9 protein-coding genes are annotated in these 17,704 nt (G+C 56.4%); 5 read left to right on the top strand and 4 right to left on the bottom strand.

The window, feature by feature from the left end:
• Nucleotides 1–7: 7 nt before the first annotated feature.
• Complete coding sequence (avs3a, locus tag D3242_RS06825) at nucleotides 8–6,310, bottom strand: AVAST type 3 anti-phage nuclease/ATPase Avs3a (RefSeq protein WP_064984182.1); 6,303 nt, start codon at nucleotides 6,308–6,310, stop codon at nucleotides 8–10.
• A 184-nt stretch (nucleotides 6,311–6,494) separates the two neighbouring features.
• On the opposite strand from avs3a, the gene D3242_RS06815 reads away from it, so the two are divergent.
• Complete coding sequence (locus D3242_RS06815; RefSeq protein ID WP_245314242.1) at nucleotides 6,495–7,670, top strand: hypothetical protein; 1,176 nt, start codon at nucleotides 6,495–6,497, stop codon at nucleotides 7,668–7,670.
• A gap of 372 nt (nucleotides 7,671–8,042) precedes the next feature.
• Here D3242_RS06815 and D3242_RS33265 read toward each other — a convergent pair whose 3' ends face one another.
• Nucleotides 8,043–8,789, bottom strand: coding sequence for a hypothetical protein (locus tag D3242_RS33265; protein ID WP_064984180.1), 747 nt, complete (start codon nucleotides 8,787–8,789; stop codon nucleotides 8,043–8,045).
• Nucleotides 8,790–9,298: 509 nt separating this feature from the next.
• Here D3242_RS33265 and D3242_RS06805 point away from each other — a divergent pair.
• The 3 genes from D3242_RS06805 (at nucleotide 9,299) to D3242_RS06795 (ending at nucleotide 14,591) form a co-directional block, all read left to right on the top strand.
• On the top strand, nucleotides 9,299–12,061 hold the full coding sequence (locus tag D3242_RS06805) for a UvrD-helicase domain-containing protein (protein WP_245314241.1): 2,763 nt from the start codon (nucleotides 9,299–9,301) through the stop codon (nucleotides 12,059–12,061).
• Nucleotides 12,062–12,245: 184 nt separating this feature from the next.
• Nucleotides 12,246–12,704 (top strand): Ros/MucR family transcriptional regulator, encoded by a 459-nt coding sequence (locus tag D3242_RS06800; protein WP_081296095.1) that lies wholly within the window; start codon nucleotides 12,246–12,248, stop codon nucleotides 12,702–12,704.
• Between the two features lie 1,080 nt (nucleotides 12,705–13,784).
• Nucleotides 13,785–14,591 (top strand): hypothetical protein, encoded by an 807-nt coding sequence (locus D3242_RS06795; RefSeq protein ID WP_064984178.1) that lies wholly within the window; start codon nucleotides 13,785–13,787, stop codon nucleotides 14,589–14,591.
• A gap of 447 nt (nucleotides 14,592–15,038) precedes the next feature.
• Here the strand turns inward: D3242_RS06795 and D3242_RS06785 are convergent, their stop codons facing one another.
• Complete coding sequence (locus tag D3242_RS06785) at nucleotides 15,039–15,875, bottom strand: NYN domain-containing protein (RefSeq protein ID WP_064984176.1); 837 nt, start codon at nucleotides 15,873–15,875, stop codon at nucleotides 15,039–15,041.
• Between the two features lie 180 nt (nucleotides 15,876–16,055).
• A complete protein-coding gene (locus D3242_RS06780) occupies nucleotides 16,056–16,991 on the bottom strand; it encodes a S1/P1 nuclease (protein WP_064984343.1) in 936 nt (311 codons plus the stop codon).
• 432 nt (nucleotides 16,992–17,423) lie between these two features.
• On the opposite strand from D3242_RS06780, the gene D3242_RS06775 reads away from it, so the two are divergent.
• Nucleotides 17,424–17,639, top strand: a complete 216-nt coding sequence (locus D3242_RS06775) for a helix-turn-helix domain-containing protein (RefSeq protein WP_081296094.1) — start codon at nucleotides 17,424–17,426, stop codon at nucleotides 17,637–17,639.
• Nucleotides 17,640–17,704: the final 65 nt, after the last annotated feature.

Below are 17,704 nucleotides of genomic sequence, written 5' to 3'. Positions count from 1 at the left end.
GATCGCGTCAGCATGTTTGGACACTTCCGTCGGATTTGATGAGGAAGAGTTGGACCGTTGGCGTGGCTTTCTTATTGTCATCTTCATCTTGGCTTTCGTATCGAGAGTAGCTGCGCCGCCGCTCGATTTCCACTTTAACGATCATGCTCATGTCGAGCTTGCGCAATAGCTCTCGAATGAACGGCAGCGAAGCCTGAGCCCGGCTGCCGCGCCTGTCGCCGGCACCATCGTCCTTTTCGTGAAACACCCCCCAGGTTTCGCTGACCATGGCAGCAGGCCCTTTATTGCCTAGCCGCCAGTACCGACTTTCGCGGTCGGCGGTCAGTTTCATCTCATCGATAACCTCGTTCGACGGCCGCGGTGCCGGGTAGCGAATATCCCCTGCCCAAGGGTCTTTGTCGTCAATACCCCGCTCATGCGTGCGATCAACGATCCAGCCCTTCAACTGAAATGCCCCAAAGTCGATCTGGCGGTCATCTTCAGCATTCGGAATCAAGTAGTCATCGGGGTCATCAACACTTTGCAGCGCGCGAAGCAGTGCTGATGCCCTCTCGGATGAAACAAGGGCGCTTCGGATCGTGCATTCTTCGCGTCGCCTGCCTGACGAAGCATCCCAGTGCCCCCAAAGTGTCATCATTCCCGGCGATGGGGAAAGTAGGCGATCTATGTCCGCGCGGCGAACGGATGAAGGCCAATCGGTGTCTTTGATGTCATTTTTCGAGGAAAGAGTATCAATCGGGATAGGGTCTCGCCGGTCAGCGAGCCAATAGCCGTTCTGGCGGGACAGGTCATGGTGTGAGCGGAGCCATTCCGAAAAGTCATCCTCGGTCGAGTCCGGGTTACGATAGGTCGGCCTAGTGGCCAAAAGCTGCCCAGCCACGACCATCGTAGCATGGGACCCTAGGTAGAACCGGAGATCGTCAACGCTCGGGTACGAACTATGCGAATGCCGTGTATCATCGTAGTCGAACATCTTGCGCCGGCTTCGCGCATCCTCTTCCCAGTGCAACCGGCCGGGATACTGCCAGTCCGCCGTTATGACTGTTGCGGCCCGCTCTTGGACGTCGTCGCCCAGAAGACCGAAGCACTTTGCTAGTGGCGGGAACCAATAGGATTCCATGTCATAGTCAAAATAGAAGCGGTCGTCGTCGAACGCCTTTGGCGAAGAACGCGCGCTTCCCCGCTCATACGACCGTGCTTCGATCGGTGGGAACGGCGATACGTTCACGGCCAAGATTTGTGCGCGTAATCCTAGATCCAGCAATCCAGCATCGATCAGTGCGAGCGCTGCGCGTTTCGCCAATTCACGAATGACAACATGAGTCTCCGACGGGGCAACGTGTTTGAGGATGAAGTCAGCATGGTTTGCCACAACATCGGGACAGTCCCCGGCGGCCCGCGCAAGTGCAATCAGCAACCACTGGCGCGCATGCAGGCTGTAAAAAAACAGCCCGGCATCGGCAAAGACACCACCTAAATTGCCGTCGACAAATGCCACCAAAGCAGAAACGATCCTGTGATGCCGAAGGACGCAGAGACCATGAACCACATGTGCGGCCTCCCAGCGCTTTGACGCTTGGGGCGAAGCGAGTGCGCCAAAGACATATCCTGCAAGAGCGCTATCGATGTCCCCTACTGGCGCAAGAGCAATAGACCACGGCCCGTCGCCGTCGGTCTCTTTAAGGACGGTATCGAAAAGTTTCAGGCCAAAGCCAAGCGCATCCAATGCCTCGTGGCGCCTTAGCTTGCCGGCAAGCAGCCCCACAAGCGTAAACAGTCGGCCAACATCGATGATTTCTGTGACTTCGCCGATGCCCGCCAGAACGACGTCAAGTACATCGCCTTCAGGAACACCGGCCAGTTCGCAGGCGGTGTTGAACGGCAGCACTTCGTAGTACCGGCCACGGGTCACTTCCAGGCAATATCGCCGGCAGAAGGTGCGCAAGGTGGTTGCAATCGCCGCCTTCACCGAAAGCCTTGTTTTCCAATCTGCGGGAAAGTTCTCGAGGAAGCATCGCAGGTGGTGAAGGTTGAACTCAGGCACTTCGGCCAACGCGGCAACAAACTCGGCTTCCTTCCCTGCGGGAATGCGCGCGATGGCCTGCTGGAAAAATTGCTCCTGATAGAATGGCGGCTCGGTTTTGTGGAACCGCTGCTGGGCTTGCGAGAGCTCATTGGCCACAACCGGATCAACGCCCCGGAAAATAGCGCGCCAATCCTTCTTGGCATCTTCTTTCCAGCGCTTGGATGGGCGGCCTTTTCCAGGCCGCTCTTCGTCCTCACCCCTCTCTTCGCTGCGCTCCTGGTGATCAAGACGCTCTTGGACACCAGATGCGACAATGCCGTGCTTGGCGAAAAGGTCCTTTACCTTGCGCCAGGTCGAGACCGTATGCCCCTGCATTTTTATGTAATGGTAGCCGAAGTCAGCAAGAGACTGTTTCTCGGCTTTCGTTCCGCAGGCTTCGAGAGCGGAAGCGAGTATATCCGCTTCATCCCATTCCGCACGGAACCCAATCAGGGGGAGCGCCTTGCGGGCATCGAGCACCTTTCGTTCAATAAGGAACTCTGCCGCTATCCGCAAAACCCTGCCGGCTCGGCCAAAAGCACGATCACGCCACCGACTCAATATGGCGAAGCACGATACAGGACAAAGAGCCGCTATCGCCTCGACCGTCCGATGCCAGTCAAAATGCTTGTCCCGTGCGACGTAGTCATAGGTAACTTCAGCGCAACGGGCGAGGCTGTACGCCATTTCGGGGGCAGGTTGGGCCTTATCGGCAGCGGCCTCGGCTAAATCCAACAGGGCCGCCCAGCGATCCGTATTTTCGTCTCCAACCTTGCTGGCTACTTCAACAGCTTGATTGAAATAAGCCTCAGCCTCCAACCGGCTTGCCGCGAGCACCGACCTTGCCAAGCTCACATACATGTCGGCTTTTGAATCAGCGCCGTCGCGTTCATCCTCTGTGAGGTCAAACGCTCGGCTTGCATATTGAAGCGCAGGCCCGGCCAGTCCCCCAGCACGAGCCATAGAGCGCGCAAGCCGCGCGAGTGTCGGCGTGTAGAGGGGCCGCTTCAACCCTGCAACCCAATCCATGAACCTCTTGATCGAGGTACTGTTCGTGGCCTTGGCGTGCACAAGGATAGCTAACCAGAGATCTGCAACCTGGTCGGCGGTACGCCACTCTTCACGGTGGTTGATCCGCGCGGCAGAAGCTGACTCTTTGACGGTACGCGAAATCGCGTCCGCCAACCCTGCCTTACCAGCTTTTCTTATCAGCCGTTCCGCCCGAAGAGTATGCCAGGGCAACAAAGCGCCGACGTCCTCCTTGAATTCCTGGGCTTCTTGCGAATGGGAATAGTGGTTTTCTTTTTCAATCTCCGCGCGAAGCTCGGCATGGGCAAGGTCAAGCAGTTCCAGCGGCTTTCCAAGCAATGCCGCCCGCAGAGCGTAAGCACGAAGGACCGGCGCCTGCGCGTCATTGAAACGGGTGCCCAAACCGCGTGGAGGCTCCTTGGGCAAATAGCGCGACAGAAGCTTGGCGAGTGCTGTTTCGGTGCCGACGGATAATCGGTGGCATGCCTCGACCAGCGCCGTAACCGCCATCAAAGGGCGGTCGTAAGCGTTCCAATTCTCACTTGTTTCGAACGTAAACGACGGCTTGCACAGTTGCTTAAAGCACTTCGCCACAGCCGCCTTGGGCGGTGTGCGGTCGAGTTCGCCGAGTTCCACGACGATAGCTAACAGCAGATAAACATTGTCTCCTGCCGCAAGCGCAAGCTCGTCAAGGTCCTTGTAGCGGCAATGATCAACAAAGCGGTGCGCGAGATAGCGACCGACAGTGAACGGGACAGACGCAGGCGTCCAACCCTTCAGGCTATTAACGCATGCACGCGCGCCGTGGATGTTAAAATATGCAATGGCCATTTCACCGATATCGTTGTCGGTCATCCTTTCGCGGCCGCGTTCCTTGTCAGGAAGCCGTGACCAGTTGCGCAGCCACTCCGCCGCCATTCGCAACCGACTGCGCGCATCACCTAGCAATTCGGCGTGGCCAGACATCAGCGCGGCTTCATAAGCATTATGTGAGCCGACCCAACCTGAACCAAAGATTTTGCGCGAAACAAGTTCTTGAACACGGTCGCCTTCCATGAGGGTCGAGACCAAGTCCGTGTTTGCCTGGAGTATTGTCCGCTGCCGCTTGTCGCCGGCCGTCTCGCCGCCGGTCTTCAATGCGAGCTTGGCAGCATCAAGATAGCGTTTGGCGCGGAGGCTCGCCTTCAGTGCAAATTGCAGACGCTGAAGCTCGACATCGCGCCGGTCGAGCGGGTTGAGCTCCGGAAGGGCGTCCGATGACAGTGCGAGCGCAACCAACTCGTCAAACTGCCCTGCCTCCAGCATCAGCTGCGGCAGCGCCGCTGCAACATAGGCGCTACCCGAAGAAAGCGGCTTAATGCTGGCAATGAACGCAGCCAGTTCGACCGCTGTTGGCTTGAACCGCTCACGGAACCAACTTTCGGAAGGCTCATCAAAAAATTGGATAGTCTCGCCCGTGACGACAAGCGGGCGCCGAAGATCGTATGCAAAGCTCTTGATAGCCGAGGCCGAAACCCCTGACATTGCAGAAAGAACCGAAATGGGAACAAGCGGCCGCAGGGCGGCAAGGCCCGCACAGATCCGGTCGATCTGGGTCTTCTCTACGGAGCTTGCCTCATCGCGCATCTTGGCAATCGCTGCGGATAGGAGATTGCCAATAGCCTTTTCAACGGTAGTCGGATTGGGGCCAAGTTCGCGGAGAATTTCTGGGAGCGTCCCGCTGCCCGAAAGGGCAAGCGATTGAACCCGCGGATTCTTGGAGCTAAGGCGATGAAATTCATCGATATCCTGTTCGCTGGCATCGGGGAAAGCCTGACTTAGATGGGCGGCGGTCTCGTCCCGGCTGAACGATTCCAGTTCAAGGGATAGCGTGTTCGGCGGCGGGTCCAATTTCTCTTGGCGGTGAGACCTGCAAAGGGCGACTATGCGGACACCATCCGGTATCTGCTCCCTGAGCAAATCGCGGATGAAAGCGCGCGCCTCGCCAATCTCTTCCGCCGCCATCTGAGCGTTGTCGGCGGCATCGATGATGATACAAAGCAGTGCATCCGGATTTTCCGCGCGAAGAAGGCCGGCGGCCTGCTCAAGCCTAAAGATGAATTTCTTCAGGTAGTCACTCGGCCCCGCGTGGGATGTCGGGATCAAGAGGTGACACAGGGTTTCTCCGGCAAGTTCATTGGCGATTTGAACGAGCGCATCCTTGTGGCGGTGGCGATAGCCGGTAGCACTTCGATACTGGCCGTTTCCAAAGCAATCATAGAGGATACTCGCAGAACCTGGTGGCAGCCCGAGGTGAATGCGGCTGGCGAAGATCGACTTGCCAATGCCGCCTTCGGCATGAACGACGACGGGCCGTCTTGCAGCCCAGATAATGGCGTTGACGAGGTCGCGTTCCTGTTCGCGCGGAATGGCGTTGCTGAGCTGCTCGATGCGGCACGGCGCGGGATAAAGCCATCCTTCGTCGACCTTTAACGCCCGAAGCACGTCCATGCGCTCAATGCTGGGATTGGCTGCGGCCTCAGAGAGAGCCTTGCGGTTCACGAGCTCCTTTAGCTGGACTGGTGCATCGACATCCGCATCCGGCAAATACTGGCTGACGTCCTGGAAAAGAATATTTCTTTGGTCCCACAGCGCATCGTGCCGGCCTTCAAGCATCAGCAGTTTGCAAAAATTCGCGAGTTTAGGTCCCTTGAGGCCGGTGTATGTTTCTAGTTTCTTCAGGTCGGCCGGCTTGACCAAAAGTCCTTTCGCCGCGTTCTCGACTGCTGCAAGCACCGCCTGGCTGATTGGCCGATTCGATACGAAAACAAACTCAAGTGTGGGATAGCCAGCATTCTTCGAAGAGCCAGCGAGAATGGCTTTGTATCGCTTGGCAAAGCCGGCGATAGTGTTTTGAAGCCCGCTTGCTGGCCAGGGCTTGTTCGGTGCCTCGGTCGAATGTTTGAGCTGGATGTACCGGACAAGGGTTGCCTTGGCAAAATCACGATCCCCAAAGTATTCGGCGAGATCGATCACTTCCTCTCCGGCTGTGATCGGTCCCTTTGCGGTCTTATCTGATGGGGATGCGCCCTCGACGGTTACCGACTTGAGGTCCGATCCCGGAGGAAGGAGACTGAGGCAGCGGCGCGCGGCCCACAGGTAGTGAAACTGGTCTCCGTCACGGCTCGGTCTGACCAGATTGGTCGTCGTGGCTTTCTTTTTCGCAGGCTTGCGCAAGGGACTTATCAACTCGCCATGATGGGATTACTGGAAGTTTGTGCGATTCTGATTCGCAATAATAGTCCGGGGCAATACTTCCTGACGAAAACTTTCAACTAACCGCTTCAATTGGCAATAAATTACTCCTTCCCAGTGCATGTGGCCGGCTTACGATGGCGGTAGCCTTTGGTGGGAACCCATATTGGAAACACTTGGTCGTAAATTTCTTCTCCCGAAATTCGTTGCCTTGGATTCGTCCCATCTCGGCGCTATCGCCGGGGACAAGGCGAGCAAGGACAGCGCGCGCGTAAGGCGGGCCGAAGCCTTCGATCAGGCTTTCATGGAAACCGGTAGTGTCTTGCTGCTCTCCTGGCATCATTTTCAGGAGCTGTTTTCGCACCGAAGCGAGGAAGTGGCCGCGCAACGCGTCGCGTACCTTCAGTCGCTGCCCTTGGTCGCCTCTATCGCCTCGTTCCAGAAGGAAGACATTGTCGGCTCGGTCGGCAGCCTGCAATGCCTCGAAATTGCTGCCGCATTCCAGTACCCTGCTGCGAGCGCTGCAGTGGTGCGCGAAGAAGCGGCGAAAAACATGTTTCGCCTCACCAGCGGCGCTGAGCTTGTCCGGCCGTTTCTCGAAAGCTGGACGGTTCTGCGCGAGGGTTTTATTCACAGCGAAGAACGCACCCGCGAGGTTGTTGCAATTTCCAAATCCGACTTCGCCGGCAATGCCGATGCCAAGATCATGGACCTTCTGAAGGATCGGATTCGCGCGCCCGATGACATGTTGCAGCAGTTTCAGCGCCTCCATGGCCGCCTTGCAGCAGATATCCGGCAGCGCGGCGATAAGCGCATTCCCGACGCGGACGATACATCGCGCGCTTTCATTAAAGACGTCATACGCATCGGCGCGGAAATCGTCCGCTCCGACAACCCGGGGCTTCGGATTCTGCAAGCTTGGGGATTTGATCTGTCAGATATCGGCCCTGACACAACCCTCGCCGACCTTGGCGACATGGCAGTTTTCCGCAGGAAGCTGGAAGTGCTGAACGTGCGGCTGAATCTACCCTGGCCGGAGCTGATTGCGCGGGTCAGGGAGGACAGATTGCCCTCAGGCATCATCTACAATGCCATTCGATGCTTTCACCCAGACACGCACGAATGGGACGGCAGTGAACTCGCAGACCGTTATCTAGCCTGCCTCGCCGCGTATGGCGATGTGACCTACGTCGACAAACGAACCTATGAAGCCTTCAGGCTTGCCCGGCAGAAATCGGAAACATTTGCCGCCCTCGCTCGACATGTGGAAAAGGCCGGAGGTTATGACGCGATACCCGGCCAACTCGCGGCGCGATTTGCGCAAGCGGCGGCGACCCCGTAACTTTCAAGCCCCGCCGTCAATACGTCACGTCGACCACGGCACCTGGCTCCTGGTCAGCCAATCCTCAAAACCGCGTTAGAGCGCGCACGTAACGTGTGAAGCCGCTGTCGGAGAGCTGCCTTCGCTGAGAATGGCATGCTCTTCCGACTTTGCAGCGACGGTGCTGTCCGCATAGTGCCAAAGGTGAGGAGCACGGTCACGCAACTTGGTCAGAGAGCCTCCGTCGCCATGTCTCACGGCGTTTCCTAACAGCTACAATTCCTCGATTGTCGCCCTCACCTGCCCTGTTTCCAGATCGAGGCCATGACGCAAACCCACCCCTCGGACAAGTTTATTGACTTCTACGATGGCAATACCGGGACGCCGATTGGCTTAGCGCGGCGACTTCAACACGCCCGACGCGAGGCAAGGTACGCCAAAAGTCTTCATCTCCCGTTTGATGTCCGCCGTTTCAGCGGAGCTTGCGTGAGGTGTAATCATCACTTGATTGATGAACGTCTTCGCCTCGATGTCGATATAGACACCCTCCCTCAGTGCCTGCCTATCCAGCCAAAGAAGCCTCACCTCGTCTTCGAACTTGAAGGCACGCCGCTTGTGCAACAGCATGGTCGCTGCCATCCGGGTAACTTCCTTCTTCGATCCTTCTGCAACCGACTGAGCCAGACGAACGAGAGTTCCCTCGCCACGATACTGGACGCAGCCTAGAAAACCGGAACCGGCACCGTTCTCGAGGAGGCCTTTTGCCGCGTTCACCATCGCGTCCACCCGACAGCGGATTCGGACAATAGGAGTCTCCTTGTCGGGGCCAAAGCCTGCCATTCGCCATCGCGGTTCGTCATGTGCACCTGTGGTCCAACACGAGCCGTACGGTTGAAATCCCAACAATGGACCGGGGCGATTGAACAGACGATCGCACCACCACCGCTCATAGGGGTCCTGCCAACATCGAACGGGCGAGAGCCGCAGTTTGTCAGTTTCGAAAATCAGCTTAGCGTAACGCCATTCGAGCATGTGATAGAGGAATGGTTTCGTGAGTGCGGGGTCCTTCATCACTTTCCGGCCGTCTGCGCCACGTTCGACGAGTGACCAAGAGATAGGATGCTTCTGGTCGATGTTCATAACAGATTCCCAAGAGCCGGATCGACACTCTAGTCGGCTATGATCTCTCTGTCAGTTGGCGTCACGCGTCTAAATTAAAGCCCTTCAGACCTAGCGGCGTGCCCCGCGGCAGGCGGTATGATCTTGCGTAATTCCGGCCAATCGCCTAGAATAGCTCTATGATTGATCTAGCAACCCATGCGTTTGAACTCCTTACGGCGCTACTTGGATTGGCGACAGCAAGCCTTCCTGCGCTCTTGTTTTTTAAAAATGCCTAAAAAATTGATATCTGTTTTTTAATACAATCGAAATCGCCTTCGCCAGATCATAAATCTTGAAGGGCCATTGGCACAAAGGACTGGGAAGACCTTTGCGAGACTTCTGGTGCAAGCCAAGATGAAAGGCCGACAGTCAAATCTCAGCCCCAGAGTTTACCCGGACGTTAGTGACGGGGCAATCGCTGCCTCAGCTTTGGAGCGAATGCCGGGCATGCCGCACCCACTTGCTTACCGGGCATATCGAACGTGGCCTTGACCAAATTGCTATCTGCCCGCTCGCGAACCTACCGCCCAGGTTTCTTTGCGCGGATGTTTCCAGCTGGAAAATGGAAGCTGACCCTAGACCCGAAAATCTCGGGACATTTCCGGCTGGCTCAAGATGGCGAGGTAGAGCTTAGCTGCCTCGATATCGTGTCGATTTCCGTCAGCAAGGCGCTCTTGTGGCACACAGTGGAGATCCGTGCTCGTGGCAGAACAGTTTTGCTATCGGCGCTGTCGGGTGACGCGGCCACACAACTGGCCGCAGACCTTCATGCCTTCATCAACAGTCACCTCTTTGGGCTGATCGCCACCGAGAAGGATCGCCTGCTCGATGTCGACGAAAGGCTTCGCGACCTTACCGAAGGCAACAGACAGTATCTTGCACAGGCCGATCTGGGCAGGGCTGTTGCCGGAGTCCCTGGCGACGCCGCGGCGGCCCTATCTCACCCACTTCTAAACCCAGACATGATGCCGGCAGGACTGAAGGCCTCCCTTCCGGCCTCGTTCGCGATGATAACCGACCCAGGCGTCCGTCATGCCTACAACGAGGCTTTCGTCCGCTCGGAATTTATCAAGTTCCAGTCGTTCTTCGACGATCTCGACCGGCGCTCGTTCTCCAACCAGCAGCGCGAGGCCTGTATTCGCCTAGAGGATAACAACCTGCTGGTGGCCTCGGCAGGGTCGGGCAAATCCGCGACAATGGTCGGCAAGGTCGCCTACGTTCTAAATAAGCAACTCTATCGGCCTCAAGAGATCCTACTCCTGGCCTTCAACAGAACCGCTGCCGATGAACTCAGGACGAGGATCGCCGCCCAGCTGCAGGTCGCTGAGGACGCCCTGGAGTGTCGGGTCACTACATTTCATGCGCTCGGGCGCGGTATCATTGAGGAGGTCGAGGGTCGGCCACCGCAGCTCGCCAACTGGGTGGATCATCCCGCTGGCGAAACCACGGTCATCGAGGCGATAATCCAAAACCTTGTCGAGAGCGATCCGGAATTTGCACGGATGTGGGCCGAGCTTCTCGTCGTGCATCCCAAGGCCGACATCCCGATAGAGGTATTTGACGGGGAGGCCGACTACCGGCTCTACGTATCGGACACCGTTAGAAAGGGTAGTGCCACGATCGGTTCCTTGTCCGCCGTGATCGTAAAGTCGTTGCAAGAGAAGAAGATCGCCAACTGGCTTTGGCTACATTCAGTCGCCTTCGAATACGAACGGCAAATTGCGGTGGAGGAAGACGATGGCAGCGTCCGCCATCTGCATCCGGATTTCTACTATCCGCAGACCGAAACTGTGCATGAGCATTTCGCGCTCGATGCGGACGGAAGCTCACCCTTTGCGGACTACGCCGAGCACGCCGAGAACAAGCGAAAGGCGTATCGCCGCAATGAGATCGATTTCTTCGAGACCACTTCCGCTCAAGCCAGCGACGAGACGCTGCTCAGCACGCTCGAGTCCGAACTGACGCGTCGCTCAATACCTTTCGAGCGAAAGAGCTACGCCGAAATCACCAAGGCGCTCGACCCGGTCGTTATCAAGCACTATCACCAACTGATATCCACCTGCTTGAAGCATATACGTGCCAGCCATCTCACGCTCGACATGCTGCTCGAACGTGCCAAGACCTTGCATGACAAGGAGCGTGGGAGGCTGTTCGCGCGCGCGGTCTGGCTGATCACTCAAGGGTATTCCCGAAAGCTTGAGGAAACCAGGCGGATCGACTTCGATTCGATGATCGCGGATGCGGTGCGGCTGGTCGAGACTGGCCGATATCGAAGCCCCTATTCCCTCATTCTCGTGGACGAGTTTCAGGACATTTCCGAGCCGCGCGCTAACCTCATCAAGGCGCTCAAACAGCAGAAAGCGTTCAGCAAGGTGTTCGCGGTCGGAGACGACTGGCAGTCGATCTATCGCTTTGCCGGATCGGACATCACGATCTTTACGCGGTTCGAAGCGAATTTTGGGGCCAGTTGGCAGGGGCGCCTGGAGCAGACGTATCGCTGTAACCAGCTCATTGCCGAAACGGCCGCTAAGTTCGTCCAGCGCAATCCTGAACAGATCAAGAAGTCCGTCCGCTCGACGCGCCCGGCCGTCCCCCGATCGATCCGAGTCATTCCCGTTGAGGATAAGCGCGACAAGCCGGACTTCGCACTAGCTTGTCAGCGCCTGCTCGAACGGCTTGATACCGCTCTGGGTGGCATCGCCAACCGATGGCGCGACGAAAAGCGTGACAAGCTTAAGGTTCTGGTTTTGTGGCGCTACAACGTCCTCGATCCTTTTGAAGGAAGGCCGCCGTCCTTTGCGAACATTGAGGTGACCGGGCTGTCGTTTCACAGGGCAAAGGGCCTTGAGGCCGACTATACGGTCCTGCTCGATGTCAGCGAGGGCAATTACGGCGTACCAAGCCGCATCGAAGACGATGAGCTGCTAAATCTGGTCATTCCCCGACCCGAGACCTTCGCCTACGCGGAAGAACGACGCCTGTTCTACGTAGCGCTCACGCGTGCCAGCCGAGGCGTCTACATGCTTACCAATCGCCGTCAGCCATCCCGCTATATTCAGGAGCTTTGCGAGATCGCCGGCGACGAAGTCCGCTTCGAGACGGTTGAGGGAGCGGAATTGAGCCAATGTCCGGCTTGCCTCGTCGGTCAATTGGTGGAGCGGCGCAACAAAGACGGATCAAAGTTTCGTGGGTGCAATCAATTCCCGGATTGCAAACACACTGAACCGAAAAACGTAGTCCGAAGACGGTAACCGCCTGCACTCATTGTGACAGCGAACTGGAACCCTCTACGACCTCACGCTCCTAACGAGCATTGAGCTGAGCTATGGCCCGACGGGGAAAGGAGCGGCTGGTAGATTTATCTCGGCATCGCTCAAAATTGCGATATACGAAAAGTGGGCGATGCGGATTTGACCCCATACCAGGAGCGAGTACTTGAGTGATCAAAACGAAGCCGTGACGACTGATCTGGTCGGGCTGACTGCAGACATTGTCTCTGCCTATGTCAGCCAAAACCCCCTGCCCGTCGCTGGGCTGCCAGACCTCATCGCGTCGATACATTCGTCGCTTACAGGCCTTGGTCAGCCGAATGTGCCCGAGCCGTCTCAGCAGGAACCCGCCGTCAATCCGAAAAGGTCGGTGACGCCGGACTACATCATCTGCCTGGAAGACGGGAAGAAATTCAAATCGCTGAAACGTCATCTTGCGGTTCACTACGCGCTCACGCCAAACGAATACCGCGAAAAGTGGGGATTGAAGCCAGACTACCCGATGGTTGCGCCTAACTACGCGGCCCAAAGATCTACGCTAGCGAAGGCGGCGGGGCTTGGACGCAAACCGCAACCTACCCCGACCCGAAAGGCGCCTGCAAAACGAAAGCCAAGGGCTTCGTAAAGGCGGCGCCGTTGGTGGGTCAAACCTCGGCTGCGCCGCGAGGGGCATTTGGCCTGTCGAGAACGTGGGCCATGCCACCTAGTTTCGAGCGATCTTCGGCGACGTTATACGTTAGGCAGACCGTCGCCGATAGCAGAAGAGTGCTTCTTCGATAGTGGGTCTCGCGATGTAGCGGTCTTCCGACTCCCCCATATATGGGCCTCGGTCAAGTTTGCGTCACTTCGGACCGGACCCACCAACCTCACTGAAGAGCACGCGCGGTTCGGCGGGAGGCGTAAGGCAGGGAGTGGAGGCCGGCGAGCGAGCACAGTGACGGGCTTTCAAAGTTCCTATGCGACCATGACTTCGGCATTGTTTCACTCCGCTGGTATTTCTGGTTGAATTTACAGTATTTCAGTTAAGATCACTCTCAAAAATCTCCCCGGTATATTAGTACGAATTCAGCCACACCGCTAATGTTGCTATTGCTCGTCTGCCGCATGATTGAAGCATTACTCGGATATAGACCCGAACGCTCTGCCAGATGGTGGCGGGAAGGCTCCCGTCTTTGGAGGAATTTCGCCACGGAGAGCCGACCTCGTCGACGGCGAAGATGGTTGCGTCTGCCGCTATTCCGGAATCAAAGGGGCGACAGAACGAGTGCTACCTAGTGTTTCTTCAACACTAGGTAGCGTGCTTGTTTTGAGAATAGCTGTGAATATTGCGGCCATCCAATTGTTCTAGTGTCTGAAAGATTAAAAGATACCGCATCCTCATTTGCGATTCGCGTTCGTGTGATAGGAGGCGACGATATGCCGAAGCAGCGAAGAAGCATAAGCTTCAAGCGCTTGAATGCGATTATTGAAGCCAGCATGCTTGAAGCTAAGGCTCTTGCCAACGATGGCTCGTTGGGCTGTTGTACGTTTATTCCGAAACGAGGGGTCTCGTGCGATTTTCCCTCAACCAAGAAGCACTGCACAGACGTTGGCGACGACAACAATAAGGTCGGTCGCACGGAGTGGCACGATCAGAAATGCGCCGGGCCGATGTGTAGCCAATTTAAATAGCTCACGGTACTCACAATAAAATCGAGGGAAGTTGATGTCCAGTTACGCCAGGGCGTTGATTGGTGCTGCCTTTATTTCCACTGTAGCGGGTTGCGGCAACCCTCGATTTGACGTTCCATACGACCAATACGGACCTGATGCGACAGCGATCGATGGCCGGATCCAATGTGAGTTGGCCGAGATGTTGATGGACAAAAACTTCAACATGCTTGCTGCGCTAAGAGATGGTCACTATCAGGTTGCTGGGGCTCTATCGCTAGACATAACCAATACCATTGGTGCCGAGCCTTCCTTCAATGGAATGTGGCCGACCACCGGCGGGATGTTCTCCTTTAACGTGGGCGCAAATCTCACCCGTGCGCATGAGCGTAGCATGACCGCGGCTCTCGCTTACTCGATGGATGACATCCAAAGAAAGATTGATACTGGCAAGTATGAGTTCGAGTGCCCAAAGCGAAACATCAACGGGCTATCGGGCAATCTGGGGCTGAAGGAACTTGTTCAAGGTGCGATGCCATTGCAACTCGACCAAAAAGCCGGGATTTCCCCGGGTCAATTTGGAGGTGCCATAAGCTTCACGGTTACCGCCAACGTGAACGCGGTCGGCCCAACCTGGGCGATTGCAAATTTTAACGGACCCGGGAAATTCGCAAAGGTTGGAAATGTCTACCTAGACAAGCTGACCATCGCATTTGCGCAGACTAAGCCCGACGAGGTCAAAAAGGGCGCGCCAACGGCAAAGGGGACGGCAAAAGCCAAGGAGGATGCCAGGGAATACCTGAGAAATGTTCAAGCCCAAGAGCTATCCAATCAGATCAGCAACCTGAACAATAAATTTTAGCGTGGGCAACCAGACAACCCATCTTCGCTATGTTTTCTTCCAGGCGGCCGGCGGATCCTCTTCATCATTCAGATCTTGACCGCTTCTGGCCAGAAGCGGTCCGTTAACTGGCGATGCAAAATGCCACCCTTTGGGGTGTGGCTAGCGCCAACTCATCGACCGACACTTATCTCGACATAAATTGAAATTGCCATACACCGCGGCTGGCTGGGGACCGCAGATCAAGGAGCGAGTGATTGATCGAAGAAATCGAAGCCGATAGAGCCCATCTTTGTCGGACTGACCGCAGATATTGTCTCAGCACACGTAAGCATGAACGCTGTTCCCGTTTCCGGACTGTCCGAACTCATCGGTTCGGTTCATCCATCGCCCCTTCCGGCACCCTCGCGTCTAAGAAAGCGCCCGCCGGCGCGTTGCCATCAACGGCAATGATGGGATGCCTTTGTTCTATCGGTTCGGCTTTGGTGAGCGGTCCTTGTTCCGCTTGTCCGCGACAAAGCTTTGCCCACTCTCCATTTTCATTATGTCGAAGAGGCCAGTCGCCGCGAAGAGTGCAGGAAAATTCTTCACTCCATAGTTTCGTGGGTCGATGGGCGCCTGTCGTTTCGCTGCGCTTCCTGCCGCTGACATAGCCGCCCATCCATCGTCTTGCGCCGTGGCTTCCACAGCGCCGCGCAGGATCGTCACGAGGGCCGTATCTTGCGATAGCGACTTGCCGGTTCGCTTGTCGGCGGCCTTTTCAGTCGGTGTTTTGGAGCCGGCCGCTGATCTCGCTTTGGCCTTTGGTTCCTCGTCGGGGGCGACAGAAGTTGTCGGTGGCTCAGCATCGTCCAGGCTATCGAGATAGAGGAAAGTCGTGCAGGCATTGACAAACGGTGTGGGCGTTTTGCGTTCCCCAAATCCGTAGACGTCGTGTCCGTTGGCCTTCAACTGCATCACTAGTGGCGTGAAATCGGCGTCACTGGAAGCCAAACAGAAGGCGTCAAGCTTCTGAGTGTAGAGGAGTTCCATTGCATCGATCACAAGCGCAATATCGGTGGCGTTCTTGCCGGCCGAATAGCTGAACTGTTGAATGGGCCGGATTGCAAAATTGTGCAGCTTGTCTTTCCAGTTTCTGAGATTGGCGTTTGCCCAATCGCCATAGGCACGGCGGATATTGGCCGTGCCGTATTTTGAAAGTTCGGCCAGTATCGCAGCGATCTTGTCATGGGACACGTTATCCGCATCGATGAGAAGGGCAATTCGGCGATCAGGTGCGGTGCGCGCCCGATTCTCATTTTCCATTGGATTGTTCGCCCTCCCTGCGCATCTATTGATAGCATCTGTATGAGATGCGCGCACGATTGCGGTTCAGGCAGCCTCGCTCTCCGCTATCGTGATCATTCCATAGGCTGCGGGTCCGTCTGAAGCGCGATCGAGTGCAGCCCTCTATACAAATTCGAGCTGACGCCAAGGAGTGTCACCCTACTTGAACGCGTCGTTCAGAACATTGGCAAGCCTCGCAGCGGCCAGCGCTGCCTGGCTTCTCGCGATGTTGCGAGCATCGGTTTCATAGGCCCGGGTTAGCACGGCCACCGTGTTCTCACTCAACACAGGCTCTTCGTAAGCAAACTTCTTGCCAAGCACGAAGCTCTCCTGGGTCCAAACGTCCGGATCCAGAATCTTGGCCTTGACGCTGTCCACCTGGAGTTTCGATATGCCGCCTTTGTCATTGGCGTCGAAAATTGCTCCGGGCACTGAAACGTATCCGCCGAACATTCGGTCCCAATAGCCGTGAAGGTCTACCGTCTCACCTGTCGCCGGCATCACGTTTACTTCGTTTCCACCTCGGTCGCCGTCTGGGTTGATCGCCGACATTCGCTCAGTCGCGTGCAGCGGCTGGTGAATGTCGCCAATGAGATGCAGCAGCCACACCATATCGTAGGAGCGAATGTCATCGTTGGCGCCGGATGAAGTAGGCAATGCAGCCACAAAGAGTTTGATTTGCGAGACCGCGTTGATCGGATCAGCGTCAACAAATTGCGTACCGTCAGTTGAGAATCGAACGTCCTTGAAGTGCCAATAGCGGTGCATATTTTTGTCCGCGTAGCCTATGTTCTGGCCCGTGGGGGTGTCATCGTCCTTGGTGTAGCCATGCCCCGGATCTTTGATATCATCTGCCCAGACCGCCGCGTGGACGAAAGCGTATTGCGCTTTCTTGTCGTCGGGCACACCCGCGACCCAGCTTGGGTAATCGGGATTCAGTTTGATGAGAGCATCGGCCTTCGCCCTCGCCTGTGGGCTCAGCTTCGAATAAGCGACAGCAGCGATCTGCATGTGGCCGCCATCCCACCATGCCATTGCAGGAGCCGACGATAACACTGCAGAAAGAACGGCACCGAAGACAAGTACGCGACGCATGTAAACCCTCCCCAATCTGACATCGCCTATGTATCGATCGTATCCGAACAAGTGACGACGACAAATGGTGCCTTCGCGGAACAGTCCGTTCTCTCGCGATCAGGCCATCTTGAGCCCCAGGACGGCCACCACGCTCCCAAGTGATGTTGCTGCGGGTCGAGCCGGCCCCATAGTGCAATTTCATATGCAGTTTTGGCATTTCGATCGACTGATCCGGATCGCCTGAGCAAGAACACCTCAAGGCGATGGTGCCGGAACCCGCAGTTCATCCGATCTCTATCCAGCCATATCCGCGCCTCTACTCCCGCAAACTTCAGCTTCCATTTCCTATCCGAATACCCGCCCATGGCCGTTCAACTGGATGATTCACCGGTTCGGGAACGTGCTTGAGCCTGCTCAAACGCTCTTGATGTCGGACATTTGGAGAGGCTGATGGACGGCAGGAAATTTTTGACGGCTGAGGAAGTCGCGGAGCGCTACCGCGGAAGCATTTCTCTTGGAACGCTGCGAAATTGGCGGGCCAAGAGAATTGGACCGGCCTACGTCAAGCTTGGCAAAGCCGTATTGTACCCAATTGAAGAACTTGAGATCTGGGATCAGAAGAATAAGGTTACGTGCGTCAACGCGCCTCGCCATGGACGCCGGTGAGCGAGTGTGATCGACGGCAGAGATGCATACAGTACCGCCCCCATATGCAACTCCCAATTCACCTT

It is taken from the genome of Mesorhizobium jarvisii, from assembly GCF_003601985.1.
Classification (GTDB): domain Bacteria; phylum Pseudomonadota; class Alphaproteobacteria; order Rhizobiales; family Rhizobiaceae; genus Mesorhizobium; species Mesorhizobium jarvisii.
This window is presented reverse-complemented; position numbering and strand designations above follow the sequence as displayed.

What these genes read in the sequence shown, in the direction of transcription:
- D3242_RS06785 (WP_064984176.1), bottom strand. Translation starts at nt 15,875, where the DNA reads ATGGAAAATGAGAATCGGGCGCGCACCGCACCTGATCGCCGAATTGCC.
- D3242_RS06795 (WP_064984178.1), top strand. Translation starts at nt 13,785, where the DNA reads ATGTCCAGTTACGCCAGGGCGTTGATTGGTGCTGCCTTTATTTCCACT.
- D3242_RS33265 (WP_064984180.1), bottom strand. Translation starts at nt 8,789, where the DNA reads ATGAACATCGACCAGAAGCATCCTATCTCTTGGTCACTCGTCGAACGT.
- D3242_RS06780 (WP_064984343.1), bottom strand. Translation starts at nt 16,991, where the DNA reads ATGCGTCGCGTACTTGTCTTCGGTGCCGTTCTTTCTGCAGTGTTATCG.
- D3242_RS06775 (WP_081296094.1), top strand. Translation starts at nt 17,424, where the DNA reads ATGGACGGCAGGAAATTTTTGACGGCTGAGGAAGTCGCGGAGCGCTAC.